Below are 25,217 nucleotides of genomic sequence, written 5' to 3'. Positions count from 1 at the left end.
AATTTTTACTTTACAGTCATAAAAATATCATTATGATACGCAGCACTTGGAGAGGTGGCAGAGCTCGGTTTAATGCACCTGACTTGAAATCAGGCGAAGGGTCAAACCTTCCGGGGGTTCGAATCCCTCCCTCTGCGGGTTTTTTTATGGGTAAAAGAAAGACTGATGTGGCAACGCGGGGGAGCCCCCGCCTTCGATGAAAGGCTAGCTAGCCTTTCTAGTTATCCTCGAAAATAGTTTCAAGTACACTATTCATAAAGTTTGCAGCCGGAGCTTGGCAATCTTCATAGCCACTACAGTTAAAAAATACGGTTAATGTGAGATCGCTGTCTGCGACATAATAGTTTTCGGTAATATAACCAGGATCGCCGCCGCCATGATGATACACGTCTTTACCATTAATGTTTTGATAAAATATCCCCAAGCCGTATTGCGTTTCACTGTTAACTTGAACAAGACGATCACTGGCAAGCAAATGTTCCGTTATTGCGGAATCAAGGGGTGAGTTTTCACTCACGATGGCTCGCAATAAAAGTGACATATCTTCCACTGTAGACACTAATGGTGCATCAGCAACACCGATGTTTTCGTAAATGAATTTCGTATTTTCAATTTCATCATCAAATTCTGCATACCCCGAAATAATGCTGCCCTTGTCCTTTTCAAGGCCATTATAATAAGTATTGTTCATCCCCAAACCTATAAATAAACGCTCGCGCATGGCGGTATGGTGATGCTCGCCTAGTACCTCATCAAGAATTAGACCTGCTAATAAATAACCAGTATTGGAATAGTAAAAGGCCTCGCCAGGGGCAAAGTATGCTGGCTGATCAAGTGCAAACTGCAAAGCAAAAATATCAGTTTTGACTGATGTAGGATCATCAATAATAGCTTCAAACCATTCGTCTGAACTACCGTCATCTAAGTAATCCCAAACACCAGTAGTGTGGTTTAATAACTGTCGAAGGGTCATGCTCTCGCTATTTTCAATACGAGACAAAATAGTCGTGGGCAACCATGTTGATATTAGGTCGTCCATATCCAGCATGCCTTCTTCGTGTAGCATAGCAACTAATAAGGCCGTGGCCTTTTTACCTGAACTTCCCGTTGGCATTTGATGATACGTTTGCATAGGTGCTTGAGTGTCAATATCGGCAACCCCAGCGGCCCCAGTAAAGTTAATTTCTGGGCTTTCAATTGCCATTATAACCCCGGGCACACCAGAATTTACTGCCACTTCTAGCATTTCCTGATAATCAACGTTTGGAGCAGGTTGTGGGCTGGGCAAAGTTGGTTCTGTTGAATTGCTACTTGATCCGCAAGCCGCTAAACCTAAACACACAACACTTGCGATCATCGTTTTTTGTAACATTTTTCTGCCTGTCATATTTTATAGCCTCATAAGTAATGTACCGTTTCCTAGTAAGCGAATACTAAAATATGCAAAGTGAAATAAGGGTGAACGAATATGGATAATAAAGTTTGACTTGTTTTTTTTTCCGATAGTGCTTTCACCTTCAATTCACCATCGAGTTGCTAGCCTTTAGGTCGTTTAAATAAACCTATAAAGGACAAACATGTATAAACTTATTCTCCCTACCTTGTGCTTATCGTGTTGCGGTTTCGCACATGCAGTTCAACCTTCTTATAGTTTCCTGCAGGCGAGTTTTGTAAAAACAGAATTAGCCGATCTTGAACCATTTAATTTGAATGGATATGAACTCAGAGCAAGTGGTGAGGTGGGGTATGGCTTTTTTGTTGAATATAAGCATACGGATTCTTCAGATTCTCATGATGGGTTCAAGCTTGATGTATTGCAACGGCAGTTCTCGGTTGGATACATCCATAATATTTCACCCCGTCTGACACTTGATTACAGAGTGGGTTTGGGTAATTTTGATATGACGGGCACCCGCGATAGTGATTCAGCAAGCGCTGACACAGATTTTTTTAGCGCCGCTACAAACGTTCGCTATCAATTAACCGAAAACGTAGAGGTTTTTGGTGGTGTCGAAGTACAAAATTGGGATGGTGACGCCGACCAAAAAGCATATAGGTTTGGTGCTTTATACGACCTTTTGGGGGTTATAGGGGGCATTGAATACACGAAATACTCTGACCAAGAAATCGTAAACATGAGTATAAGATACGCATTCTAATCGGGTAATTACGCTCAAATTAATATACTGAAGGCCGACTTCGCTGTAAAAACGAAGTTTGGCTTTGTTTATAAAGGTTGTAAACGTCCTGCCGACGTTTTACGTTCGCGAACGCTTTATGATGTTTAACACTTTCTAAGTTGCTGATAATAATGCTCACTTTATCAATTTCTACGTAGTTACGACTAACCTTATCTATCAATTCCTCAGCTGATTTAAATTTCATCTGGTTGTTAAACTGAACCTGTTCAACAGCTTCATATTGTGTAAAAGATTGAGTTGTGCTTAGAAGAAACAGTTAAAAAACAATATAATCTTGTGTTTTCTGCTGTTAAGGGAGACGCTAATATCTCTGAGCTAAAATAAATTCTCTCGCTTCATGTAACTTTTTATTTGATGCGCGTTGTTACTTGGTTTATTGAATGAACTAACAATCATCAGTACTGTTAAGTAAATTTGGAGTGAAGTGTTGTAAAAGAGTAAATTTCACCTTCACATCACCTTCCATAAGTAAGCTATTTAGTACAATTTTGGATGAATAAAGCTGACTTAATCAGCTTTATCACAGTTTTTATGCAAAGGGAGATCTGTATGAAGCGTAAATTGCGCGTGCTTCTTGTTGAAGACAACCAAGCAATAGCGAATCAAATTATCACTTTTTTTCAAAGTCATGAGTGGGACGTAGATTATGCGTCAACCGGTAAGTTAGGAGTAAAATTAGCATTAGAGCATACGTTCGACGTTGTTATTTTAGACTTAAATTTACCTGACACTGACGGCTTACGAGTATGTGAAGACGTTAAGCGTCACGCTAGCGCCAACATACCAATATTGATGCTTACTGCTAGGGATGCTTTTGAGGATAAAGTCAAAGGCTTTAGAAAAGGTGCTGATGATTATCTTACTAAGCCTTTTGATTTAAGAGAACTGGTTTTGCGATGCGAAGCGATGTCAAGAAGGTCTGAGTTGCATCAAAATACTGTGGTTTCCCATGGGGCGTTATCTCTCGACACTAGGTCGTTTGAGGTGTTGTGGAGTAGTGAAAATATAAAAGTAACGAAGGTGGGGTTTAAGCTTTTACATAAGCTATTAAGTGAAATGCCTTACCCTGTCAGTCGCTCTGAATTGATTGAGCATGTTTGGGGTAATGATCCCCCTGAAAGCAATGCGCTGAAATCACACATTTATGCGCTAAGAAAAGCAACTGAACAAGTAACGGGAAAACCTATCCTCCACACAATCAGCAATATTGGCTATCAGTTAAAGGGTATAGATGATTAGGTTTACAAGCTTACAAAATAGACTAATGGTTGCGTTTACTTGTTTATCATTAATCATCTGTATTTTTTTCATACGCTTTTCAACTATATTAATAGAAATTGCCGAAGCTAACGCCTATCAATCTGTGCTTGCACAAGAGGAACACCGCTTAACAGCAATCACCAACCCTTTGTTAATGCCAACAATACTAAACTCAGTTTTATATTCCAATATGGAGTCGGTTCCCAATGAGATAATTACGGCAGTTGGCAATGCGCGTAGCGGAAGTTTTGAAACAAAAGACAATCAACAGTTTGTTTTTAGAGTATTTACGATTGAGCAAAGCCCCCAACTGTTACTGATGAACATAAATTCTTTTTCTGCGAATCAACACCTAAGCCAATATAAGTCTTTATTTCTTTATAGTATCTCTGGAAGTGCATTTATTCTATGCTTATTGAGCTCCTGGTATCTGTCTAAATGGCTTTCGCGCCCTGTAGAGCAATTGACTAAAAGTGTTGAAAACAGGCGCACTAATGTTGACTTTAAATCTGAAAGAAATGTCGCCGTAGCATCTATGTTTGGTTTAGATAGATCAGATGAAATTGGAAAACTTGCCAAAGCGCTTGCTGAGTCTTATGACGAGATTCAAATATTATTGGAACGGGAACGAAATTTTACTCGCGACGTTAGCCATGAGTTACGTACTCCCATCACTTTAATTAAAAATACATTAACACTTAATAATGCAAAGGTGGGTAGTCTCGCTGAGCACAATCTATTAAAACAATCTGCCAATGAACTTGAACAGACCGTTGAAATACTTTTAGCATTAGCCAGACAAGAAAATTTGGAGTTTACAGAATTTAGCGTCTTACCGATTATCGAGAAAACAGTACTGAAGGTTTACCATCTATACCCCGACTTTTCTTTTAATGCTCTCATTGCAGTTTGTCCTAAAATGCGGGCCATTGGCAATGAGCTTTTGCTGGGTTTGCTCTGCCAAAACCTTGTAAACAACGGGCTCTACCATGGAAATGGTAAAGCTATGACAATCCGTTCTTCAGGGCACGAACTCATTTTTGAAAATTCACTGGAAGCGACACAAGAACGTCCTTATTATCAAGGGTTAGGTCATGGTCAATACCTTGTGAAACGCATCGTTGAAGAAATGGGGTGGAGCGTCAAGGTTGAGCAAGCAGACCGTATCTACAGGGTCGCTATTTCAACCATTACCTAGCCATTTCGGTTTAAATTTTACCTTTGCTTCACCTATTTCCACTTAAACTCCTAATGAATATTTTGATCTAGGCCTCTTCGCGTAATCAACATTCAATCAAATAGGAGCAGTCATGAAGGTAAAAAACACATCAACACTGTCGAAAAAAATTGTAAAAAGTAGCATTGTTTTTAGCTGTATATTACTTAGCTATTTAACCATCAGTTTTAGCCTAATATTTTGGCCCAGTAAGCTTCCGTTTAGCTTGATTCATCATGATGTAAATAATGCAAATCATAATGAACCATTGAATTTTGATGGGCAACATATGACAGTGGCCGCTAGAGATGGTACGTCGCTCTATTTGCGTAAGATTGGTCCAGATTCTCAGCGCGTTATCGTGTTAATACATGGAATAGCATCCACTCATCAAACATTAATAAATACTGCAACGCAGTTGCATGAGGCAACAGGGGCTCAAATATTATTACCCGATCTGAGGGGACACGGGTTTTCTCAAGGAAACAACTTCGATGTTGCTTACATTGGCCAATATGAGGATGATTTAGAAGATATCCTTTTATACTTAACGTCAAAAGCTAACGTGTCCTCAAAAGGTCCATATCGTCATATCATTATTGGTGGTTACTCAATGGGGGGCGGTATTACTATGCGTTACGCGTTGAAAGATAATAAACCAGACGTAGACGGATACTTATTGTTTGCTCCTAATTTTGGCGAAGGCCCTACACAGCGTAAAGCGAGTGGAGATATGGCGGGCAATTCGCCAATTTTTTTCAATAAGACAAGAATGATTGGGCTATTGATGTTAAACACTATAGGAATTAATCATTTAGACTCATTAACTATTATGTATTTTAATTTTCGACCACATATGATGGCTTATAGTTATTCTTCAATTATGTCTGCTCAATCTAACAGGCCAGACACAACCGATAAAGCACTGCTCAATATACCTCAGCCATTAATAGCGATTATAGGACAAGAAGATGAAGTTTTTTTGGCGAGCGCATACCCGAACTTTATTCTTGAGAATAGTGCTTTAGGCTCTGTTGAATTAATTAAACATGCTGATCACATGAGCATATTATCTAATCCTCAAGCCATTGCGAAAGCGACTGCTTGGGTGAGAGCGAATTTCTAAACTGTTAAATGTCGATGGTTACATGTTGTTGTGACTCGCGCCTCTCATGTAGCAACATCGAACCTACAAGTATGAACCAAATTATCTGCAATAACCCAAATACTGCGCCAATTTCCTTAAGACTTGGTATAAGCGTTAAAAAACCGAAAAAACTGATAATATAGCCAAAGAGAACAAGATTTTTACTTAATCTTTGTTCTTTCAGCAAACAAGTATTGATCAACATGACCCAGATTGCTCCTACCCATTCAGAGCCTTCCCCTAAGCCCATTTGAATCGCATATATATCTCGCCACAAATCAACTACAGCTGTTCCCAGTTTAAAATTTTCACCAAATAGAAACTCTACCGAAAGAATGGCGATAAAACCGCTGGCGAATATGTAACATGACCAAAGATAGCTCATTAGCATCGTAATTTGCTGAAGTACACTGTGCTCTCGCGTTTGATTTTCTAATAATGAAACGCTAAGTACTAGAACGCTTATCCCAAACACAACATAAACTAAGAAATACCAAACTTGCATTAATTCACTAAAGTTATTAAGGGTGCGTAAGCGTTGATCCGGCCCATCATTAAAGTCGGGCGCAATGATAAATATGAGGAACAAGCCAAGAATGAAGCTTGTAGCACAAATAAAAGAAGCGATAGCGCCATGAAATTGTTTTTTTCTCATTTTTGTTTTGCCAACAATAAAACCTCACCAGTTGATGAGGTTGTTTTCAACAATGCAATATTAGCAAAACATCGTTTAATATAAGGAAGTTTTTAATCAGAACGTTTTATAGTAGTGCTTGTATGGTCAATGTAGGGTGAAAAAATTTGCTATTTCTGGCGCAATAAATATTTAGGTAAAAGCATAATTAGCGCGAGGGTTCAAAGAGTGGGGGGCAGTCATGGTTATTTTACGCAGTCAGTGGAGTTAAACTTTACCGATTCGCGCTGTGTAATAAGTGACTGAAGGGGCAGAAAGCGAATATGTTTTGTATGAAATATAACCTCGGCACTGCATTTTGTTTATCTATTCGCCACTTGGCGCACTTTATTTAGATTTGCACTTTACACGCTCAAAAATATCATTAAGATACGCAGCACTTGGAGAGGTGGCAGAGCTCGGTTTAATGCACCTGACTTGAAATCAGGCGAAGGGTCAAACCTTCCGGGGGTTCGAATCATTGTTGCGGGTTTTTTTATGCTTAAAATAAATGCCATATCAGCTTGCGTGTAAGACCACAGTCGCATTGTTACACGCTATTAACAGGTATAGCCTTGCGATTCTTCCAGCAATCGTAAGGTGTAAAGTGTCTCAAGAAAGCGATTCTTATCAAAAACTTCACAAGCCAAGCAATACATTTCAGTCAAGAGAAGATTATTTAAACCACGAGTTACAGATCATCGCCCCAAAGCGCTGGCGACTCAACCTTCCAGGTAGGGACTACCGTGTAGAGTGGGAAGACTGCGTACCAGGTATGGCGGCAACAATAGGTAAAATTGTAATGGTGGCGGCCGTTGTAGGTGCCTTTGCTGCACCGCTTGGGTTATCACCGGAATTTGTAGTAGAAAACGTTCGATTTGAACTGCTCATTGCTGCTGTGCTTTTTGTCGTATTGATATCTGGCTTTTTTAACCCATCAGCAAATTTAGCGGGTACTCATGGTCCGTTATTACCTTTGGTGCCACTGATTGTTGCGTCGGGCGGTCATCCTATGGCGCTTGGGCTACTAATTGGCTTCTTTGGTTTTTTATTGGGGATTACCAAAGGCGGTAGTGTACTCGCCAAGTTAACCAGTAATGGGGTTTGTGGCGGTCTCTTACTGTATTTAGGCTTTATCGGTATTACCGGGCAAGTGAAAAAACTGTTTGCATGGGCAGAGAGTTTCGACATGGCTTATTTAGCCTTTGTGGTAATTGTAGCCACTATTTTGATGTACGCATGGTTGGAGCATATTCAAAAGCGTTGGTTGGCTATTCCTTTAGGTGCAGTCATGGCAGCAGTGATTGCTTTTGCGCTAGGCGCACCATTTGAATTTACGACCTCGCCTGGTATGCCAAATTTAAACCCTGCCTATTGGTGGGGTGAAAATACAGGTTGGCAACTAGGGTTACCTGATTGGTCTCATTTTATTGCGGTATTGCCTTTTGCGGTATTGGCGGTGTCTATGTGGTCTCCTGATTTTCTTGGGCATCAGGTCTTCCAGAAGTTAAGTTACCCGAAGAACAGTGAAAAAGCGCACATGAACATCGACGATACTATGATTGCAGCGTCAAGCCGCCAAGCAGTGGGCAGTTTACTTGGCGGGGGCAATATTGCTTCGTCGTGGGGAACTTACATTATTCCAGCCTCAATTGCGCGTAGGCCTATACCAGGTGGTGCAATAGTCACTGGTTTGCTGTGTGTTATAGCTGCCATTTGGGGTTATCCAATGGATCTTGCTATTTGGCCGCCTGTATTATGTGTTGCGCTGATAGTAGGTGTATTTTTACCGCTGATGGAAGCGGGTATGCAAATGACACGAGAAGGTAAAACAACACAATCTGCAGCATTAGTGGTTATTTCATCAGTACTGGTTAACCCTGTGTTTGGTTGGTCGTTCACCATGCTTCTTGATAACTTGGGGTTAGTTGGTTGTAAAGAGCGTGCTGGTGAACTGGGTAAGGCGGGTAGGTGGTTAATACCCGGCATTACTTTTATTGTGCTATGTACCGTAATGGCCTTAATTGGCATGTTCCCTGGCGTACCTGCAATTATGGAGACGTTTCGACTGTAGGCGATTTTCAATTACTTTTAGGTGCGAAAGTGTGTGCCACAAATTGTGTCTCACGCTTTTTAGCCAAAAAAGTAAGCATTTTTTCGCATTGTTCTTCATTTTGTTTATCAAATAGTCACTTGATTGATTTTATTGAAATTAGTACTTTACAGAAAAAATTAAATCATTAAGATACGCAGCACTTGGAGAGGTGGCAGAGCTCGGTTTAATGCACCTGACTTGAAATCAGGCGAAGGGTCAAACCTTCCGGGGGTTCGAATCGCACAATGCTGCGGGTTTTTTTATGCCTAAAATAAAGTGTATCTATATCAGATCAAGCAGTGTTGAACTGCGTATACTTTCGTGAATGTTTAATTAAATAAAATTCATGATTCTAAAACTAAAATTAAGGATAGGGGGCGTTCTAGCAACTAGGTAGCACCACTGCGTTAGTATAAGCACTAACAAACAACCATGGCGGTAAAAAAGTACTGCAACTCCTTGAAAGTTTTTCTGATCTTCCTCTGTCTATAGTTTGTAATAAGCTCTTATAAAATTACTACATTCATTATGGCTAATGTGTTCGGCTGACCAACATTAATAAAACAAAGTGAGAAATTAAGAAAAGCTCACGAGTCAGTCGCATGCTGGTCATATAATTCTGATAAAAACGATTAACCATTAGCTTTGTATATTATGGCCGTTGTATATAGGTACACTTGTTGAATCTTGCAGGTATAGATTAGATTGCAGATGTGTGGTCAGGGCTTCACTCTAATGTCCAATTGCAATTAAGGTGTATAGTAAGTGATATATAGGTTATTACTCATTACAGTGCTAATGCTTAAAACGAAAGTGCAAGTGAAACGCAGCGACAACCCGTTACACCCACTGACGAAAAAGAATAAATATAGAGGATTGATATGCAGGCTATGAGTACGCTCAATTTGAGTCAGGGTAGTGTTGAGCAAAAGCGTGAGGAAATTAAAGCGTATTTTACAGATTCGTTTGATACTTACGAAAACCTATTTACTTGCCTAGCAAGCGATGAAGCCTATTTTCAGCGTGCTGAAAAGCTTCGCCATCCACTAATCTTTTATTTTGGCCATACCGCTACTTTTTTTATCAATAAGCTTATTCTGGCCAAAACCATTACTGAGCGTATCAACCCGAGATTCGAGTCGTTGTTTGCCATTGGTGTAGACGAAATGAGCTGGGATGATCTCAACGACGAAAACTACGCATGGCCGTCTGTGGATGAAGTGCGTCAATACCGCCGCCAAGTGCGCGATCTCGTGCTATCGGTAATTGAAACCCTCAATTTTAGTATGCCTGTTAATTGGGAGAGCCCAATGTGGCCACTAGTGATGGGTATTGAACATGAACGCATTCATTTAGAGACATCCTCGGTGCTTATCCGTCAACTCCCCATTAGCCAGGTGAAGCCCGACAGCGAAAATTGGCCTAGATGTAAGGTTTCATCTACTGCACCTACCAATACATTAATTGATGTGCCAAATGGCGAAGTAACATGTAACAAGCAATGGAACGACGCCCTGTATGGGTGGGACAACGAATATGGTCACCATCAAGCGAGCGTTACGGAATTTAAAGCGAGTCAATTTGTTGTTAGCAATGGTGAGTTCTTAGCGTTTGTTGAAGCGGGCGGGTATGAAAACCCAGAATATTGGGAGGAAGAAGGCAACAAGTGGCGCGAGTACACAAAAGCAGTTCACCCGACTTTTTGGGTAAAGACTGATAACGGTTATTTGTACCGCAGTATGCTAGAAGTTTTTCCATTACCACTTAGCTGGCCTGTAGATGTGAATTATCACGAAGCGAAAGCCTTCTGTAATTATAAAAGTGAGCAAACGGGTTCGTTAATTCGTCTTCCAACTGAAGATGAATGGCTACGTTTACGTGAGTTTGCAGGCGTTACTGAAAATACCTATTCAGAAGGCTACAACATTGCGTTAAGCAAGTATGCTTCTAGTGAACCGGTTGATGTTAACCAAAGCGGTGATTTTTACGATGTAGTGGGTAACGTATGGCAGTGGACTGAAACGCCAATTTACCCCTTTGATGGGTTTAAAGTGCACCCACTGTACGACGATTTCACCACGCCTACCTTCGACAACAAACACAACCTTATTAAAGGCGGAAGCTGGATATCTACGGGGAACGAGGCAATGGCACAAAGCCGTTATGCGTTTCGCCGTCACTTCTTTCAACACGCAGGCTTTCGCTATGTAGAAGCTGCGCTACCCATACAGGTAAATGATTTGGATTACGAAAGCGATACACAGGTATCACAATACAGTGAATTCCACTACGGTGACACTTACTTCAATGTAGAAAACTTCGCAAAAGCGAGTGCGCATTTTTGTTTAAGACACATGCCTGAAGAAAGCAAAGGCGGCAAAGCGCTAGACTTAGGTTGTGCGGTAGGGCGGTCGTCGTTTGAATTGGCTACCTATTTTGATCACGTTGATGGTATCGATTTTTCTGCTCGGTTTATTAAAACCGCCGTTGCCATGCAAGAACGTGGTGAAATTCGCTATAACCTAATCGAAGAGGGCGAACTTACGTCATTTAAAGCGCGTAAGTTAAGCAACATGGGCTTAGCAGAGAGTGCAGATAAAGTACACTTTGCCCAAGGCGACGCGTGTAATTTAAAACCTCAATTTACTGGCTACGATTTAATCTTTATGGGTAACTTGCTTGATAGAGTGTATAGCCCTAAGAAGGTGTTGAACGATGTTACTGCAAGGCTGAATGCAGGCGGCTTGCTGATAATAGCTTCACCATTTACGTGGTTAGAAGAATACACAGAGCGTAGTGAATGGTTAGGGGGTTACAAAGATGAAAACGGTGAAACCCTAACATCTACCGAAGCGCTGGAAGCAACCCTTAAAGAAAGCTTTGAGCGAGTAGGGACGCCCACTGAAATACCTTTTGTTATTCGTGAAACAAAGCGTAAATTTCAGCATACACTGTCTGAATTTAACGTGTTTAAAAAGCGATAGTATTTTGCGTGTACAGCGTTTGAGCTTTGTGTTCTATGCCAACAGCTAATTAAGGTAATTAATGAAAGCACTCAAGGAAGGCGCTGTGGCTGACGCCGAACAAATAGAAGGCAGCAGCTTAAAAGCAAACGCAGCGTTGAAACAACAGGTTGACGATATCGACAACCTGTTTTCTGAGGAAATTAGTGCATTTTCAACGCTGTGGAACACGCCTTTCTGTCACGGCGACACTGAAGATAAACATGACGCCAATGACAACGCCAATGACAACGCCAATGACAACGCCAATGGCAACGTCAATTTAAGCGTCGACTATGGCGATGCTCAAGCGAGCAACCGTCTAAAGTTTTCGTCTCTTTCATCTCGCTTCCCTCATGCTCCAGAAAACGCAGTAAGCATGTGGATAGCTGATATGGACACAGCGCCATCAAAACACATCGCTCATGCTATATCGGCATTTGTATCTTCGCATTATGGCTATCAGTCAGTTGATATTTGTGAAGTAGTGGCAGCGCGTTACGCTAAGCAAGGTACAGACATTGCTGCCAATTCGGTAGTGAGTACGGCAAGTGTCATGGCTGCAGTCGATACCGCTTTAAAGGTGAGCACGACCAAAGGCGATAAAGTTATGGTGCTATCGCCTACGTATGGCCCCCTTCGAGAACGAATTGCAGCGCAAGGGCTAAAGCTGGTTGATGTTAGTGTTGATGACATTAGTATTAAAGAAACCGATTTAGACAGAAATATAACTGCGCTGCTAGATGCAGGTAGTACTGCCTTTGTGCTTTGTCACCCAAATAACCCCACCGGCACAGTGCTTAGTGAACCGCTTCAGCATGAAATTGCTCGCTTTTGTGAAACTCACAATATCACGCTAATTCTAGATGAAGTGCACAGTGAGTTCGGCTTCGTTGATACCGAAACAACGGCTAATAATTCTGCTGCTAATACTAGGAGCAACACCAAGAATACTGCGCATCATGGGAATAATACGTGTGCCATTAAACCGTTTGCGATAGATAGCCAATTTGCGCAAGACACAATTATTCGAATAAACAGTGCTGGTAAAGCATTTAATTTATCGGCCATACCCGCTGCGTCGTACGCCATTATCGCAAATGATGAATTGCGGGATAAGTTTGCCCGAGAAATAGACAGCTGCCATCTTGAAGCGTCACCCGTAGCAAAAGTTGCACTCATTGCGGCTTACGAAAAAGCTGATGATTGGTTGGCGTGTGTGCTAAAGGCTATTGCGTTTAATCGACAGTACGCGCAAGCGTTAATAAATGTACTTAGCCCGACAACACCCTATACGCTGGGAGAAGCCGGTTATTTCTTATGGCTGAATTTGAACAAACGCTTTGTTAATGACACCTTCATTGAAGTCTGTAAGCGAGGTGTTATTGGTGTAGATGGAGCAAGCTTTAACGCTCCAGGTTATTTGCGCCTTAATTTGGCATGCCATCCCAGTACAATAAAAACAGCGTTACTTAGATTGTTTTCTTAATAAGTTATCGCTTTTAACGTAGTCGTAGTTTTACGCAAAGGGTTATTAATACCGTGTTAAGTACGACCCCTCACCTAAGCCAAATTTATGTGAGCGTAGGCTTTCCCCCAATCTATTCATTCTCTAAAAACGAATGAACGGTGCTAATTTAGCTAATTTTATCCCGCAGGTTAGGTACTACAATATTGTGTATTGAAAGTTAATTATCGAATACAAGCGCCCTAATGGTGCTTGGATGTAAAACTCGATATAAGGATTTAAATATGCAATACATTCGCAAAGGTAGTGAAAGGGGTAACGTCAATCTTGGTTGGCTAAATAGCAAACATAGCTTTTCATTCGGTCAGTATTATGATGCCAATCATATGGGTTTCTCTGCATTAAGGGTATTTAACGACGATATCGTACAGGCGGGTAAAGGCTTTGAAACCCATGGACATCGTGACATGGAAATCATCTCTTTTGTGGTTAGCGGTGCGCTTAAACATAAAGACAGCACAGGGAACGACTATGTTATCCCTGCTGGTGATATTCAAGTGATGAGTGCAGGAAAGGGCATTCGGCATTCTGAGATGAATGCATCTGAATGTGAAGAAGTTAATTTTATTCAAATTTGGATTGAGCCCAACGTTACCGGTGTTCAGCCTGCGTATTTACAAAAGTCGGTCAGTGATAAAAATGGATTAGAGCTGCTTGTTAGTGAGTCTGGGCAAGACGGCTCGTTAAAAATCAATCAGGAAGCGCGTATTAGTAAACTGGCTCTTAGCCAAGGGGAAAGTTTTGACTTAACCGTTGAATCTACAGCAACCTTGGGGGCAGGCTATTTGCACATTGTAAAAGGGGAAATAACGGTTAACGATATAAAGTCGGATAAAATGACAACCTTAACGAAAGGCGATGCTATTGGGTTAGGAGCTCAACAGAAAGTAGTGGTTTTAGCCAATGATGATGTGCTTGCACTGTGGTTTGATTTACCTGCTATTCGCTAATATGTACGAGCTGTATCTTTATTGATCAATTTGACCCGTTAACGATTGTTTTTATACATCTCCTTATTACAAATTTACACTGAAAAGTTTACCTAGTCGGTAGTCGTGGTATGATACAAACGCATGATTGGTAAGTAACTGGTGGAGTTAACCACGGTTACGGATCTTTTCTGTTTGAAAGCAAACCGTAGTCAGTGAGATACATGTGATAAAAATAATCCTAGCAGATGACCATGATTTGGTCAGAAGAGGGATCCGCCGAATTCTGGAAGATGTCGTAGATTTTTCAATTATAGCTGAAGCTAAAAATGGCGAAGATGCCGTACAGCTGTGTCGAAAAAACGCCCCAGATGTGGTACTCATGGACGTGAATATGCCCGGCATTGGCGGGCTAGAAGCTACCAAGCGCATTGTGCGGATGTCAGAGAACACCCGCGTGATATGTTTATCTATGCATAAAGAAAGCCCAATTCCTATGCAGGTGATGAATGCAGGCGCATTTGGTTTTTTAACTAAAGACGCTGAGCCTGAAGAAGTTATTCGAGCCATTCATAAAGTGGTTGCTGGGCAAAAGTATATCGACAGTGAAGTTGCGAACAGCATTGCCATCGATAAGCTTTCCCCAAATTCAGACAACCCGTTCAATGATTTATCAGATAGAGAGTTAAGTATTGCGCTTCGCCTGACCAAGGGCAAACGTGTACCTGATATTGCTACTGAACTAAGCATTAACGCAAAAACCGTCAATACATACCGTTATCGTATGTTTGAAAAGTTAGGCGTAACCACTGATGTGGAATTAACCCACTTAGCGCTGCGCCACAAACTCATCGATTCGAATTTGCTTTAGGCTTGTATGTCTGCATTTGATTCCGCAGCGTTTCTCAAGAATTTAACTTCTCAGCCTGGCGTATACAGAATGTATAACGCCCAGGAAGAAGTGATTTATGTAGGTAAAGCAAAGAACCTTAAAAAACGTGTTTCCAGCTATTTTCGAATGAATGTCGATAATGCGAAAACACGCTCATTGGTAATGCAAATTGCCAATATGGATGTCACTGTTGTAAACAGCGAGACAGAAGCGTTTTTGCTAGAAAACAACTTCATTAAGAAGTACAAGCCGCGTTATAACGTGGTCATGCGTGACGATAAATCCTATCCCTTTATATTCCTATCTGATCACCAACACCCACGCCTGTCGTTTCACCGTGGTCCCCAAAAGAAAAAGGGGGAATACTTCGGTCCTTATCCTAGTGCGGGTGCAGTTCGGGAAAGTTTGCGTTCTATGCAGCGTATTTTTCCAGTACGTCAGTGTGAAGACAGTTACTATCGCGCAAGAAGTCGCCCCTGTTTGCAATACCAAATGCAACGCTGCAGTGCGCCTTGTGTTGAAGGTTACGTTAGCGACGAAGAATATAACGAGCAGATAGACCTCGCCAGGCTATTCCTTAAAGGTAAAAATCAACAAGTTATTGGTACCTTGGTGGATAAAATGGAAAAGGCCAGTGAAGCATTAAACTTTGAAGCGGCAGCCCGTTATCGCGACCAAATTAATACACTTCGCAAAGTACAAGAGCGCCAATGGGTAGCCGGTACGCAAGACGAAATGGATGTGTTTGGTTTTGCAGTAAAAGGCAATATGGCGTGTATACAGGTGATGTTTATCCGTGACAGCCAGCTTTTGGGCAGCAAAGCGTTTTTCCCTAAAGTACCGAATACGGCTGATGAGCAAGAAATTTTCGAATCCTTCTTATTGCAGTTTTATTTAGCGGGCAACAAACTTATACCTAAACAAATGGTATTTGCCAGTGCGTTGTCTGATGAAGAAGCCATTGCCGATTTACTTAGCGGTGAAGCTGGCTACCGTGTGAATTTCTTCAAAGGAGCACGTGAAGAGAAACGTCGCTACCTAGAGTTGGCGCAGGCCAACGCAGAAACTGCATTAGAAGCCCAGTACGGCGAACAAAAATCAGTGTTTGCCCGTTATCTTGATTTAGAAACGGCGCTTGAATTAGATGTACCATTGCAGCGTATGGAGTGTTTCGATATAAGCCATACCTCCGGCGAACAAACGGTGGCATCCTGCGTGGTGTTTAATCGTGAAGGGCCACTTAAAAGCGATTACCGTCGTTATAATATTGAAGGTATTACGCCTGGCGACGACTACGCTGCCATGGCACAAGCCCTTAAGCGTCGTTATAAATCGGTTAAAGAAGTACAAAAGATCCCAGATTTGCTGCTTATTGATGGCGGCAAAGGCCAGTTGTCTCAGGCCGAAACGTTTTTCGAAGATTGGCCTCATGATAAAAAGCCTATGTTATTAGGGGTGGCGAAAGGCACCACCCGTAAGCCAGGGTTAGAAACTATTATATTGGCCGATAGCCACGACACAGTGCCTATGGATAGCCACTCACCCGCATTGCATCTTATTCAGCATATTAGAGATGAATCTCACCGCTTTGCTATTACAGGGCATAGAAACCGCCGCCAAAAGGTTAAAACCACTTCAAGTTTAGAAACCATACCTGGGGTAGGGGCTAAACGTCGGCAAACATTGTTGAAATACATGGGCGGGCTGCAAGGGCTTAAAAAGGCCAGTAAGGACGAAATTGCCAGCGTACCAGGTATTAGCAAAGAGTTAGCTGACACCATATATGACCATCTTCATCTTTAATCTCATCCAATACGCGCATTAATACGTAAATTGCGGTAATCTGTTAAAAATTGAAGGCTTAAGAAAAGCCGCGCTAAACCTGCCTATGATAGGCGAAAATTTTGAGATGTATTTATGTGGACGGTTCCAAATTTAATTACTCTATTCAGAGTAATCCTTATTCCTGTGTTTGTTGGTGTTTATTTTCTTGATTGGCGTTGGGCCCACGAAGCTGGCGCATTTATTTTCTGGCTTGCGGCTATCACCGATTGGTTCGATGGTTACCTAGCCAGAAAACTTGAACAATCTACGCCTTTTGGTGCTTTCCTCGATCCTGTTGCCGATAAGCTCATTGTTGGGGCGGCACTATTAATGATTACCCACAGTTATGGCAGTTTATGGATAACCATTCCAGCCATTGCACTATTAGTGCGAGAAATCTACGTTTCAGCGCTTAGAGAGTGGATGGGACAAAATGGCGTAAGGGAAGCGGTAAAAGTGTCATTTATTGGCAAAGCAAAAACAACTGCACAAATGTTAGCCATTATTGGTTTATTGTCTGGGCTTGAGTCGTTTATGGGCATTCCACTTTATTGGGTAACCTTAGGACATATTTTACTTTATATCGCTGCAGTGCTGTCAATTTGGTCAATGATTATCTACTCACGTGCTGCGTGGCCACACCTAAGTGCGGGTTTAAAAGATAAGATTTGATCGTCTATTGAGCAATGTGAATAAAAATGTAGCAAACGATCACAAAAATGCATATTTCCTTGTTTTTCGTATTGACACTTTCAGCGTTACAGGTAGAATTCACCGCACATTTCGAGACGGCAACAACGAAACGAAATGTAAGACTTTAAATGCGGGAATAGCTCAGTTGGTAGAGCACGACCTTGCCAAGGTCGGGGTCGCGAGTTCGAATCTCGTTTCCCGCTCCAAAGTCTAGTATTACGGCGGAATGGCAGAATGGCTATGCAGCGGATTGCAAATCCGTGGATCTCGGTTCGACTCCGGGTTCCGCCTCCATAATGCTTTAATGCAAAACAGGTTTCTACGCCTGACACCCCAACCGAAAGGTTACCCCGATGCCCGGGTGGTGAAATTGGTAGACACAAGGGATTTAAAATCCCTCGTCAGTAATGACGTGCCGGTTCAAGTCCGGCCCCGGGCACCATTTATTTAAAGTTCAATTTCAAAACAATTTCAGCTTTTTCTTCCGTGCAGTTATCTGTATTACAAAACCTCGATAAATTATTTTGCACTGATATTAATGCGCTATTCTGTGTCTAAAATAGTATTTTCAGAAAAACCGAAACAGATTTATTTAGTTTAAGGGTGGCGTACAGGATTGCCTGCAAACGTTTTGGCCGCTTCGGCACTTTCCAACGCATTATGTAGCTCTGCCATGGCGGATATCGTTTCTTTAGATGCTTCTCTATTCATTGTTAGTTCTACTAAACAGTGAGGGCATTTTACTATCTTCTGAAAAAGCAGATCTTGTAGTGAAACCTTTATATTGTGGCCACAGGATTCTGTGGGACATGGTATGCCGGGTGCTGTATTTTGAGTATTAATCATGATTTAATATCCTAAAGTAAATTTTAATATTAGACGTTAATGGGCTTGATACGTTTATAAATCCGTTTGTTACTTCTTTGAGGGTAGGATGAAACGTAACTTTTATTTCTCCACTCGTGTTAGTGAGAACTTGCACTTTTTCTATAGAGCTACTTCCCACGATGTCTCCGCTGTCAACGGTGATTTTCTTGTCGAAAGCCTTTTCTAACTCTACTTTTTCATTTGGAACTAAGGTTACCGTTAATGGCACTAAACCAATATCATCACTTTCAGATGCGCTGTCATTAAACTCATCATTGTTTTTCACTAATGTTAACGATAGTGGAACCGCCTCCTTATCCATTAATAGCCTAGAAGTGTTCGACTTGATTTTTAAGTCATAAGCAATATGTCCTTCGACCCCTTGGCTAGATACATTCAGTAGTTGTAAAATTCCTGATGGTAAATCTGACGAAACGACATCCATTTTCACCTTCATGTTGGTATTAACTTTACTGTACTGCGTTGATTCAACAGACCGAGCGTCTACTTTAGACGATGAAGATTCATACGGCCCTAACATAGCTAACAACTTTTTATCATTTTTACTTTCATCCGCTTGCTCCCATGTTTTACTCGATACATCGACCCAACTTAGTATGTTAATGCCCATTTCGAATTGGGCTGAGTTGATGGTGTAATAGGGTATGGTGATCAAGGATATGATAGGTATTTCAACCCGCATTGTTTGAGCAGCTCCACCTTTTACATAATCATAGTAAAAGACAAATTTAACAGCTTCGCGTTTTCCATTCCTGTTTGCGAAGCAGTACTCATTCAAGAAATTTAGCGTTGTATTGTTTCCGTTAGCACTCGACTCAATAATCGAAGTTAATGGAAACTCGACTAATTTCTCAAAAGTGAAAAGATTCGACATAACAGTCTCTTCGGTATAATTGTCCATATTAGGTACCTGCTAAGAATATTTTTCGTTTTGAATTTTCGTCACCACCCTCAGCACCTACCTTATCTGCATATCCAGCTTTCATGCCGGCTACTTCTGCTTTCACATTGATTGAGCAGAGTATGTCATCGTTATATGAATTAAGGTCGCTGATAGTAAGTAACGCCTTTAGACCTGAATTAGATTCGTTTACTTCTAATAGTGGTTTCGACTCGCTAAAATCATGAACTAATTGCTGTAGCGATTTAATAAACTGTCGAATATCGTCAATTAACTTTTTGTTATTTTGAAATTTTAAAGAAGCAGGGGGGATTGTCTCATCACGCTTCCAAATTGATGAAATGAATGCTTTTAATGCATCAGCATCTTCAATTGGAAGTTGGTGATGTTGCAATGACGATTGAATAAACGTCTGTATCTCAGAATGAATCAATTCACTCAATTCTTTGCTCATACCATCACCGATTAGTGAATCTGTTTGTTCAAGCCCAAATTTAAGCTCGAAATCAAAGGATTTTATATTCGCTGTGGGTACATCAAAGTACTGAAGTAGTTCATGCTTACGATTCAATCCAACATAACTTTCGGCAATGTCTGCCGAACGAATATTAGCTTGGTTTTGAGCGTTGATCATATCTATCAATATCGAAGATAGAACAGATTCCAAAAGGTCCGACATAATTGCTCCCCCCTAGTAAGTAGGAATTTAAACTTAATTAACGTATCAATGTTTCACTGCATATTTATCCTTTAGCTTTGCCTTTTGAGCTCGTTTTTGTTCCTTGAGGTAGGGCATCCTCTACCTCAACGACAGGGTCAGTGTTTGTGACCACAGTGTATGTGTAATCAATGATCTCTTGCTCAGTCTTGTCAGAATTTGCGATAGGTACCATCGCTTCTATTTTCAGTTTTCCCTGAGAATCAACCGCGTTTTCTGACAATGTAACAAGGAATTGAACTACGCCTTTCCTGTTTGTATAACCTGTGACTGCATCTGCATCATTTGTCTCAGGACCTGTATCTCTGCGCCTAAATGCTTTAATCAAGTCCTTGGTAACATTTAGTCTTTTACCACTTACCAAGTTATTTACTTCAGCTTGTAATTCTTCCTGATCATTCCCCTTAATTAAGGTAATTGACTCGAAAGGGTTTTCACCGACGGGAGTAATGGTAACTTTACCTGATTTAACATTTCGCCCTTGTGTGTCGGTCATGGTGACTTGGATAGTCCCATTTGACGTTCTGTCAATATTCAGATTGGCAGGGGTAATTAATACCTGCTCATCGACTCCAACTGTTGTTGCACTACCTTGTAAGATATTAAGCACTGTTTGAAGGCCTGTAGGCATGCCTGATTGGCCACCTTTAACATTTACATTCATCGTATACTCAACCGAGTACTTTGACTCTTGTGCAGCTTTAGAATGCTGTTTTGATGAATAATTAGCTTCTGCCTTAACCTTAATACTGAAAGGGCCTATACCCAGTGATGCTTCTGCTGATGCATCAACTCCCAGTTCAGTGTCTGAGCTAGTTTCTTCAGTAGATGACGAACCAGCAGATATGTTTGCGATGAAATCAATCGTAAACTCTGAAACTTCAATACTAGGGATGGTTAAAATAACAAGTAAAGGAACCGTTAATGTGGCTTCTTGGCCGTTATTATTATAGGTAAATACGACGTTCACCGGCTTCTTTTCGTTTGTATCGGGGTCAATAGTCAAACAGACTTCATTTATAAATTCATAGGTGGTTTTCGCTGCCAGAGCTTGAGCTTTGATTATTGCGTCCATCGGCCCGCCTATAAGTGAACTAAAATCCAGTGCTTGAAGTGCATTGGTTGCGACGGTATTAGGGGTTACATCTATAGCCATTTCAATTCTCCAAAATTTTATTAAGGTTATGGAAAACTTGTACACAGCATTCGTTAAAATATTACAAATTCACAATAACCATAGATTCAATGAAATTCGCCAACCTTCCGTTAACCTTCCGTTTACATAACGCGCTGTTTTATGAATTGTTTTCGGGGAAGTTAATTATTCTAAAACTTTAGGAATTTTGTTTCGGAACGTAGAAAATGATGAAATGGCAATATGAGTTAAAGGGTTTTCGCGTTATAAGAGGCAACGCTAAGTCACGCTCTGTGCTACCATATCGTCCTAATCTGATTGAGTTTACTGCGTGCTTCCACATATTAATTCTATTTTAGCGCTTAGAACGTCTGAGCTTAAACGCGCCAAGCGAGCATTCAATGCCCGTGGTAGTAAAGTTATCCGTTGCGATATTTGTTTGTTGCCGGTAAATGCTTGTATTTGTGCCGATAAGCCTGAACCACAAGCATCCTGTGCGGTACTCTTCATCATGTATAAGGGCGAGTACTACAAGCCTACCAACACAGGAAGGTTAATTGCGGATGTAGTAGCAGAAAATTACGCGTTTGTATGGCACAGAACAGAGCCTGAAGCGGATTTACTGGCGTTGCTCAACAATCCTAAATACCAACCCATTATTATATTTCCCCACGAGTATGCTGAGCCAGCGCGCTGCATACCCAAGCCAGAACCTAAAACAAACAAAATTCCGTTGTTTATTTTTTTAGACGGTACGTGGCGTGAAGCACGAAAGATGTTTGGTAAAAGCCCGTACCTTGATAAGTTTCCGGTACTGGGTGTATCCCCTGAAATATCGTCCAATTACTTGTTGCGTGAATCTACACGAGAATTCCAGCATTGCACTGCAGAGGTGGGAATAAACGTGTTAGATTTGGCAGGTGAGGTTGAAGCGGCTACGGCGCTAGCTAAATACTTCAGTATTTTTCGACATCAATACTTAAAAGGGAAGCCCCATTTAAGTCACAAAATTGAATTTGCAAAGGCGCAAGTTAAGTAACCCTTGTCTTGCGTGCATTCGCGCTTAACTATAAGGTTAAGCAATCAAAACCCAAGGAGAAAAACATGGCAACAGTTACGTTTCAAGGTAATTCAGTTTCAACTGTAGGTTCGCTTCCAGAAGTTGGGCAGCAAGCCCCTGACTTCACGTTAGTTAAAGCGGATTTAGGTGAAGTAACCCTCGCTGATCTTAAGGGTAAACGCGTTATTCTTAACATCTTCCCTTCTGTGGATACAGGTACATGTGCAACGTCAGTGCGTAAATTCAATGAACAAGCCGCTGGTCTAGACAATACACAAGTTATTTGTGTATCTGCCGACTTACCATTTGCAGCTGGCCGCTTCTGTGGTGCTGAAGGTATTGAAAACGTTATTACCGGTTCTACTTTCCGTACAAGCTTTGGTGATGACTATGGTGTTGCGTTCACTTCAATGCCGCTAACTGGTCTGCTATCACGAACAGTAGTTGTGATTGATACCGACGGTAAGGTACTTTATACCGAGCAAGTGGCTGAAACCACTGAAGAACCAAACTACGATTCAGCAATGGCTGCTTTGTAATTAAGCGTGTAAAGCGTAAATAGCTCAAACCAGTAATGCCCACTGCGTTACGTGGGCATTTCAATGGAGAGGGTGATATGTCGATGTTAGTTAATGTTCAACAACTTGCCACGCAACTGCAAGATGAACCCATCATTTTAGTGCGTGCGGTTATGGATGACCCAGTTACCAAAACGCCTGATTCTCGTGATGCTATGGTGTTGCCAAACTCTGTGGATGTAGATTTAGACGGCGAGGGCAGTGATCACACCACTGGTTTCCCCCACAGTATGCCAACTGAATCTGACTTTGCTTTGTACTTAGGGCGACAAGGTTTGACTGAACGTTCGTCTGTCGTGGTTTACGATACCCGAGGCATGTACAGCGCTCCTCGTGTTTGGTGGATGCTTAAAGCCATGGGGCATGAGAACGTAAAATTGTTAAATGGTGGCCAAGTAGCCTGGGAAGATAAAAGTTTACCGGTATCAGAACAACGAATTCCCTCACATTTTAAGTATGAAAGTAATGCGCAGAGCAAATGGTTCGTCAATAGCTCAGCGGTTATTCAAGCGATTAATACCGATGCTCAACTGGTAGACGCCAGAAGTGAAGCTCGGTTTTATGGAAAAGTGGCAGAGCCTCGCCCTGGGGTTCGTTCTGGGCACATGCCCGGCGCTTACAATCTTCCATTCACAGCGCTGTTAGATAATGGCTTTTTCTTAAGCGTTGAAGAATTAAAAGGCGTTTTTGCCAACGCCGACATTGATTTGTCGAAGCCAATTATCTGTACCTGTGGCTCAGGGGTTACAGCGTGTATTATTGGCGTTGCTGCACTCATGTGTGGTGCAAGTGATGTTGCTATTTATGACGGTTCTTGGTCTGAATGGGGGGCAAATGCAACCTATCCAGTGGTGAAAGATTAACCTTCGTATAAGTTAAGGTAGTCGTGTTAAGTGTCTATATTTCAAAGGAATTGAGCTTATGAATACACCCCCTCGCGTTGTAATATTAACTGGTGCAGGAATTTCAGCTGAATCTGGATTAAAGACATTTCGGGATAACAACGGATTATGGGAAGAGCACAGTGTTGAAGACGTGGCAACGCCCGAAGCTTTTGCACGAAACCCTGAACTTGTATATCGATTTTACAATGAACGAAGGCTGCAACTCACCAACACTTTGGTTATGCCTAATGCAGCCCATAAAGCGCTAGCAACACTTGAACGCGCATTAAAAGGCCAACTTACGTTGGTTACACAAAACGTGGACGATTTGCATGAACGTGCGGGTAGTGAACGTATTCTTCATATGCATGGAAAATTACTGTCTAGCCGTTGTGTAACTACAAATAATACTTTTGAATGCAATACGGCATTTGATGGCCTGTCTGTTTGTGCTTGCTGTAATACTACAACCTTGCGACCAGACATTGTGTGGTTTGGTGAAATGCCCTTGTTTATGGATGAGATTTCCCAAGATATTGCTAATGCCGATATCTTTATAGCCATTGGAACCTCAGGTAATGTCTACCCTGCAGCTGGATTTGTGATTAATGCGAAGGATTCTGGTGCTAAGTGTATCGAATTGAACCTAGAGCCCAGTGCGAACAACTGGTTATTCGATGAATCTATTAGCGGTAGTGCCACTAAAATAGTCCCAGAGTTTGTCGCTCGGTTTATTAAAGAATATGATCTGTAAATAAACCGATGATTTAATAATAAAAACCGCTAAAGACTATTCACTAGCTTATAAGCTCACGTAAACTGAGCGCTTAAAAATACAGAGTAATAGAAAGAGCCCATGCCTTACCTTAATGAATTTTTGACCATTGCCCTAGTACACCTTGTTGCCGTGGCTAGCCCAGGCCCTGACTTTGCCGTAGTGGTTCGAAACAGTCTCGCTTACGGTCGCCGGATTGCTATTTATACCAGCATTGGAATTGGTCTCGCAATTTTGCTGCACGTTGGGTATTCATTAGTGGGGTTAAGTGTGGTTATTGCCACCACGCCATGGCTGTTTAAAACCTTTAGTTATCTTGCTGCAGGTTATCTTTTATATCTTGCATATGGCGCACTAAAAAGCGGGCCTAGCCAACCACCAGTAGAAGGTGAGGCTGAGGTAAGTAACAATGTAGATAATAAAGTAGATAATTCTGATAAAAACAGGCTCGCTAACACCAAGGCAGCTAATAACATAAAAGCTAGCCCACAAATTTCTGCTCAAAAAGCACTTTGGATTGGCTTTTTGACGAATGGTTTAAACCCTAAGGCGACCTTGTTCTTCTTATCACTTTTCACCGCTATTATTGATATCGACACGCCTTTTTCAATCAAACTTGGCTATGGCATTTATTTAGCTATCGCAACAGGGCTTTGGTTTTGTTTTTTATCCTACTTACTGAGTACCAGTAAAATTGCTCAACTTATTGGTAAAAAAGGGTATTGGCTCGACCGCGCGATGGGTGTTTTATTGGTTGGTTTGGCCGCAAAATTAGTTTTGGGCTAGTATTTTCCTAAGAGCTCGATTTTTCAAAACTA

The 25,217-nt window shown here is 41.4% G+C and carries 21 protein-coding genes and 5 tRNA genes; 21 read left to right on the top strand and 5 right to left on the bottom strand.

Going from position 1 to position 25,217, the window contains the following annotated elements:
- The first annotated feature begins 48 nt into the window (after nt 1-48).
- A tRNA-Ser gene (locus AV939_RS05680) sits at nt 49-137 on the top strand.
- Nucleotides 138-217: 80 nt separating this feature from the next.
- On the opposite strand, the gene AV939_RS05675 is transcribed toward AV939_RS05680, so the two are convergent.
- Complete coding sequence (locus tag AV939_RS05675) at nt 218-1,372, bottom strand: serine hydrolase domain-containing protein (protein WP_063457309.1); 1,155 nt, start codon at nt 1,370-1,372, stop codon at nt 218-220.
- A gap of 205 nt (nt 1,373-1,577) precedes the next feature.
- Between AV939_RS05675 and AV939_RS05670 the strand changes: the two genes are divergently transcribed.
- The 4 genes from AV939_RS05670 (at nt 1,578) to AV939_RS05650 (ending at nt 5,803) form a co-directional block, all read left to right on the top strand.
- Complete coding sequence (locus AV939_RS05670; RefSeq protein ID WP_057791916.1) at nt 1,578-2,159, top strand: hypothetical protein; 582 nt, start codon at nt 1,578-1,580, stop codon at nt 2,157-2,159.
- 591 nt (nt 2,160-2,750) lie between these two features.
- A complete protein-coding gene (locus AV939_RS05660; protein ID WP_057791912.1) occupies nt 2,751-3,440 on the top strand; it encodes a response regulator transcription factor in 690 nt (229 codons plus the stop codon).
- Nucleotides 3,433-4,659: a sensor histidine kinase gene (locus AV939_RS05655; protein WP_061997312.1), complete on the top strand. Its 1,227-nt coding sequence runs from the start codon at nt 3,433-3,435 to the stop codon at nt 4,657-4,659. The genes AV939_RS05660 and AV939_RS05655 overlap by 8 nt, the downstream gene beginning before the upstream one ends.
- Before the next feature lie 112 nt (nt 4,660-4,771).
- On the top strand, nt 4,772-5,803 hold the full coding sequence (locus AV939_RS05650) for an alpha/beta fold hydrolase (RefSeq protein WP_061997310.1): 1,032 nt from the start codon (nt 4,772-4,774) through the stop codon (nt 5,801-5,803).
- A 4-nt stretch (nt 5,804-5,807) separates the two neighbouring features.
- Here the strand turns inward: AV939_RS05650 and AV939_RS05645 are convergent, their stop codons facing one another.
- Nucleotides 5,808-6,479, bottom strand: coding sequence for a hypothetical protein (locus AV939_RS05645; protein ID WP_061997308.1), 672 nt, complete (start codon nt 6,477-6,479; stop codon nt 5,808-5,810).
- A gap of 625 nt (nt 6,480-7,104) precedes the next feature.
- Between AV939_RS05645 and AV939_RS05640 the strand changes: the two genes are divergently transcribed.
- The 11 genes from AV939_RS05640 to AV939_RS05595 all read left to right on the top strand — a co-directional run bounded on the left by AV939_RS05640 (nt 7,105) and on the right by AV939_RS05595 (nt 17,902).
- Complete coding sequence (locus tag AV939_RS05640) at nt 7,105-8,571, top strand: DUF3360 family protein (RefSeq protein ID WP_061997306.1); 1,467 nt, start codon at nt 7,105-7,107, stop codon at nt 8,569-8,571.
- 192 nt (nt 8,572-8,763) lie between these two features.
- Nucleotides 8,764-8,837 (top strand) — tRNA-Ser (locus tag AV939_RS20170).
- Between the two features lie 636 nt (nt 8,838-9,473).
- Nucleotides 9,474-11,576 carry a 5-histidylcysteine sulfoxide synthase gene (gene ovoA, locus AV939_RS05635; protein ID WP_061997304.1) on the top strand — a complete coding sequence of 701 codons (2,103 nt, stop codon included), beginning with the start codon at nt 9,474-9,476 and terminating at the stop codon, nt 11,574-11,576.
- Nucleotides 11,577-11,637: 61 nt separating this feature from the next.
- On the top strand, nt 11,638-13,083 hold the full coding sequence (locus AV939_RS05630; RefSeq protein ID WP_061997302.1) for an aminotransferase class I/II-fold pyridoxal phosphate-dependent enzyme: 1,446 nt from the start codon (nt 11,638-11,640) through the stop codon (nt 13,081-13,083).
- Between the two features lie 263 nt (nt 13,084-13,346).
- Complete coding sequence (locus AV939_RS05625; protein WP_057791902.1) at nt 13,347-14,072, top strand: pirin family protein; 726 nt, start codon at nt 13,347-13,349, stop codon at nt 14,070-14,072.
- Nucleotides 14,073-14,277: 205 nt separating this feature from the next.
- Nucleotides 14,278-14,922: a UvrY/SirA/GacA family response regulator transcription factor gene (gene uvrY, locus AV939_RS05620; protein ID WP_061997299.1), complete on the top strand. Its 645-nt coding sequence runs from the start codon at nt 14,278-14,280 to the stop codon at nt 14,920-14,922.
- Nucleotides 14,923-14,928: 6 nt separating this feature from the next.
- The gene (gene uvrC, locus AV939_RS05615; protein ID WP_061997297.1) at nt 14,929-16,746 is read left to right on the top strand and encodes an excinuclease ABC subunit UvrC; all 1,818 of its coding nucleotides are present in this window, start codon (nt 14,929-14,931) and stop codon (nt 16,744-16,746) included.
- A 114-nt stretch (nt 16,747-16,860) separates the two neighbouring features.
- The gene (gene pgsA, locus AV939_RS05610) at nt 16,861-17,439 is read left to right on the top strand and encodes a CDP-diacylglycerol--glycerol-3-phosphate 3-phosphatidyltransferase (protein ID WP_057791898.1); all 579 of its coding nucleotides are present in this window, start codon (nt 16,861-16,863) and stop codon (nt 17,437-17,439) included.
- Between the two features lie 151 nt (nt 17,440-17,590).
- A tRNA-Gly gene (locus AV939_RS05605) sits at nt 17,591-17,666 on the top strand.
- A gap of 14 nt (nt 17,667-17,680) precedes the next feature.
- Nucleotides 17,681-17,754: transfer RNA gene (locus tag AV939_RS05600), tRNA-Cys, on the top strand.
- Nucleotides 17,755-17,815: 61 nt separating this feature from the next.
- Nucleotides 17,816-17,902 (top strand) — tRNA-Leu (locus AV939_RS05595).
- Nucleotides 17,903-18,298: 396 nt separating this feature from the next.
- Here AV939_RS05595 and AV939_RS05585 read toward each other — a convergent pair.
- From AV939_RS05585 to AV939_RS05575, 3 genes are all read right to left on the bottom strand, one after another.
- Complete coding sequence (locus AV939_RS05585) at nt 18,299-19,249, bottom strand: DUF2589 domain-containing protein (RefSeq protein ID WP_061997295.1); 951 nt, start codon at nt 19,247-19,249, stop codon at nt 18,299-18,301.
- 1 nt (nt 19,250) lies between these two features.
- On the bottom strand, nt 19,251-19,928 hold the full coding sequence (locus AV939_RS05580) for a hypothetical protein (RefSeq protein WP_061093578.1): 678 nt from the start codon (nt 19,926-19,928) through the stop codon (nt 19,251-19,253).
- Between the two features lie 64 nt (nt 19,929-19,992).
- A complete protein-coding gene (locus tag AV939_RS05575) occupies nt 19,993-21,123 on the bottom strand; it encodes a DUF2589 domain-containing protein (protein ID WP_057791870.1) in 1,131 nt (376 codons plus the stop codon).
- A gap of 310 nt (nt 21,124-21,433) precedes the next feature.
- Between AV939_RS05575 and AV939_RS05570 the strand changes: the two genes are divergently transcribed.
- The 5 genes from AV939_RS05570 (at nt 21,434) to AV939_RS05550 (ending at nt 25,185) form a co-directional block, all read left to right on the top strand.
- A complete protein-coding gene (locus AV939_RS05570; protein ID WP_061997293.1) occupies nt 21,434-22,141 on the top strand; it encodes a tRNA-uridine aminocarboxypropyltransferase in 708 nt (235 codons plus the stop codon).
- A 65-nt stretch (nt 22,142-22,206) separates the two neighbouring features.
- Nucleotides 22,207-22,701 (top strand): thiol peroxidase, encoded by a 495-nt coding sequence (gene tpx, locus AV939_RS05565; RefSeq protein ID WP_057791866.1) that lies wholly within the window; start codon nt 22,207-22,209, stop codon nt 22,699-22,701.
- Between the two features lie 77 nt (nt 22,702-22,778).
- The gene (locus AV939_RS05560) at nt 22,779-23,603 is read left to right on the top strand and encodes a sulfurtransferase (protein WP_061997291.1); all 825 of its coding nucleotides are present in this window, start codon (nt 22,779-22,781) and stop codon (nt 23,601-23,603) included.
- A gap of 58 nt (nt 23,604-23,661) precedes the next feature.
- The gene (gene cobB, locus AV939_RS05555; protein ID WP_061997289.1) at nt 23,662-24,378 is read left to right on the top strand and encodes a Sir2 family NAD+-dependent deacetylase; all 717 of its coding nucleotides are present in this window, start codon (nt 23,662-23,664) and stop codon (nt 24,376-24,378) included.
- Between the two features lie 102 nt (nt 24,379-24,480).
- The gene (locus AV939_RS05550; RefSeq protein ID WP_061997287.1) at nt 24,481-25,185 is read left to right on the top strand and encodes a LysE family translocator; all 705 of its coding nucleotides are present in this window, start codon (nt 24,481-24,483) and stop codon (nt 25,183-25,185) included.
- The last annotated feature ends 32 nt before the right edge of the window (nt 25,186-25,217 follow it).

Source organism: Alteromonas sp. Mac1 (assembly GCF_001562125.1).
Taxonomy (GTDB): Bacteria; Pseudomonadota; Gammaproteobacteria; order Enterobacterales; family Alteromonadaceae; genus Alteromonas; species Alteromonas stellipolaris.
The sequence above is the reverse complement of the archived record's forward strand: the minus strand, read 5'-3'. Positions and strand labels throughout refer to the sequence as shown.

Excerpts from the sequence above, each read along its gene's own strand:
- AV939_RS05675 (WP_063457309.1), bottom strand. The coding sequence starts at position 1,372 with ATGTTACAAAAAACGATGATCGCAAGTGTTGTGTGTTTAGGTTTAGCG.
- AV939_RS05670 (WP_057791916.1), top strand. The coding sequence starts at position 1,578 with ATGTATAAACTTATTCTCCCTACCTTGTGCTTATCGTGTTGCGGTTTC.
- AV939_RS05660 (WP_057791912.1), top strand. The coding sequence starts at position 2,751 with ATGAAGCGTAAATTGCGCGTGCTTCTTGTTGAAGACAACCAAGCAATA.
- AV939_RS05655 (WP_061997312.1), top strand. The coding sequence starts at position 3,433 with ATGATTAGGTTTACAAGCTTACAAAATAGACTAATGGTTGCGTTTACT.
- AV939_RS05650 (WP_061997310.1), top strand. The coding sequence starts at position 4,772 with ATGAAGGTAAAAAACACATCAACACTGTCGAAAAAAATTGTAAAAAGT.
- AV939_RS05645 (WP_061997308.1), bottom strand. The coding sequence starts at position 6,479 with ATGAGAAAAAAACAATTTCATGGCGCTATCGCTTCTTTTATTTGTGCT.
- ovoA (WP_061997304.1), top strand. The coding sequence starts at position 9,474 with ATGCAGGCTATGAGTACGCTCAATTTGAGTCAGGGTAGTGTTGAGCAA.
- AV939_RS05630 (WP_061997302.1), top strand. The coding sequence starts at position 11,638 with ATGAAAGCACTCAAGGAAGGCGCTGTGGCTGACGCCGAACAAATAGAA.
- AV939_RS05625 (WP_057791902.1), top strand. The coding sequence starts at position 13,347 with ATGCAATACATTCGCAAAGGTAGTGAAAGGGGTAACGTCAATCTTGGT.
- uvrC (WP_061997297.1), top strand. The coding sequence starts at position 14,929 with ATGTCTGCATTTGATTCCGCAGCGTTTCTCAAGAATTTAACTTCTCAG.
- pgsA (WP_057791898.1), top strand. The coding sequence starts at position 16,861 with ATGTGGACGGTTCCAAATTTAATTACTCTATTCAGAGTAATCCTTATT.
- AV939_RS05585 (WP_061997295.1), bottom strand. The coding sequence starts at position 19,249 with ATGGACAATTATACCGAAGAGACTGTTATGTCGAATCTTTTCACTTTT.
- AV939_RS05580 (WP_061093578.1), bottom strand. The coding sequence starts at position 19,928 with ATGTCGGACCTTTTGGAATCTGTTCTATCTTCGATATTGATAGATATG.
- AV939_RS05575 (WP_057791870.1), bottom strand. The coding sequence starts at position 21,123 with ATGGCTATAGATGTAACCCCTAATACCGTCGCAACCAATGCACTTCAA.
- tpx (WP_057791866.1), top strand. The coding sequence starts at position 22,207 with ATGGCAACAGTTACGTTTCAAGGTAATTCAGTTTCAACTGTAGGTTCG.
- AV939_RS05560 (WP_061997291.1), top strand. The coding sequence starts at position 22,779 with ATGTCGATGTTAGTTAATGTTCAACAACTTGCCACGCAACTGCAAGAT.
- cobB (WP_061997289.1), top strand. The coding sequence starts at position 23,662 with ATGAATACACCCCCTCGCGTTGTAATATTAACTGGTGCAGGAATTTCA.
- AV939_RS05550 (WP_061997287.1), top strand. The coding sequence starts at position 24,481 with ATGCCTTACCTTAATGAATTTTTGACCATTGCCCTAGTACACCTTGTT.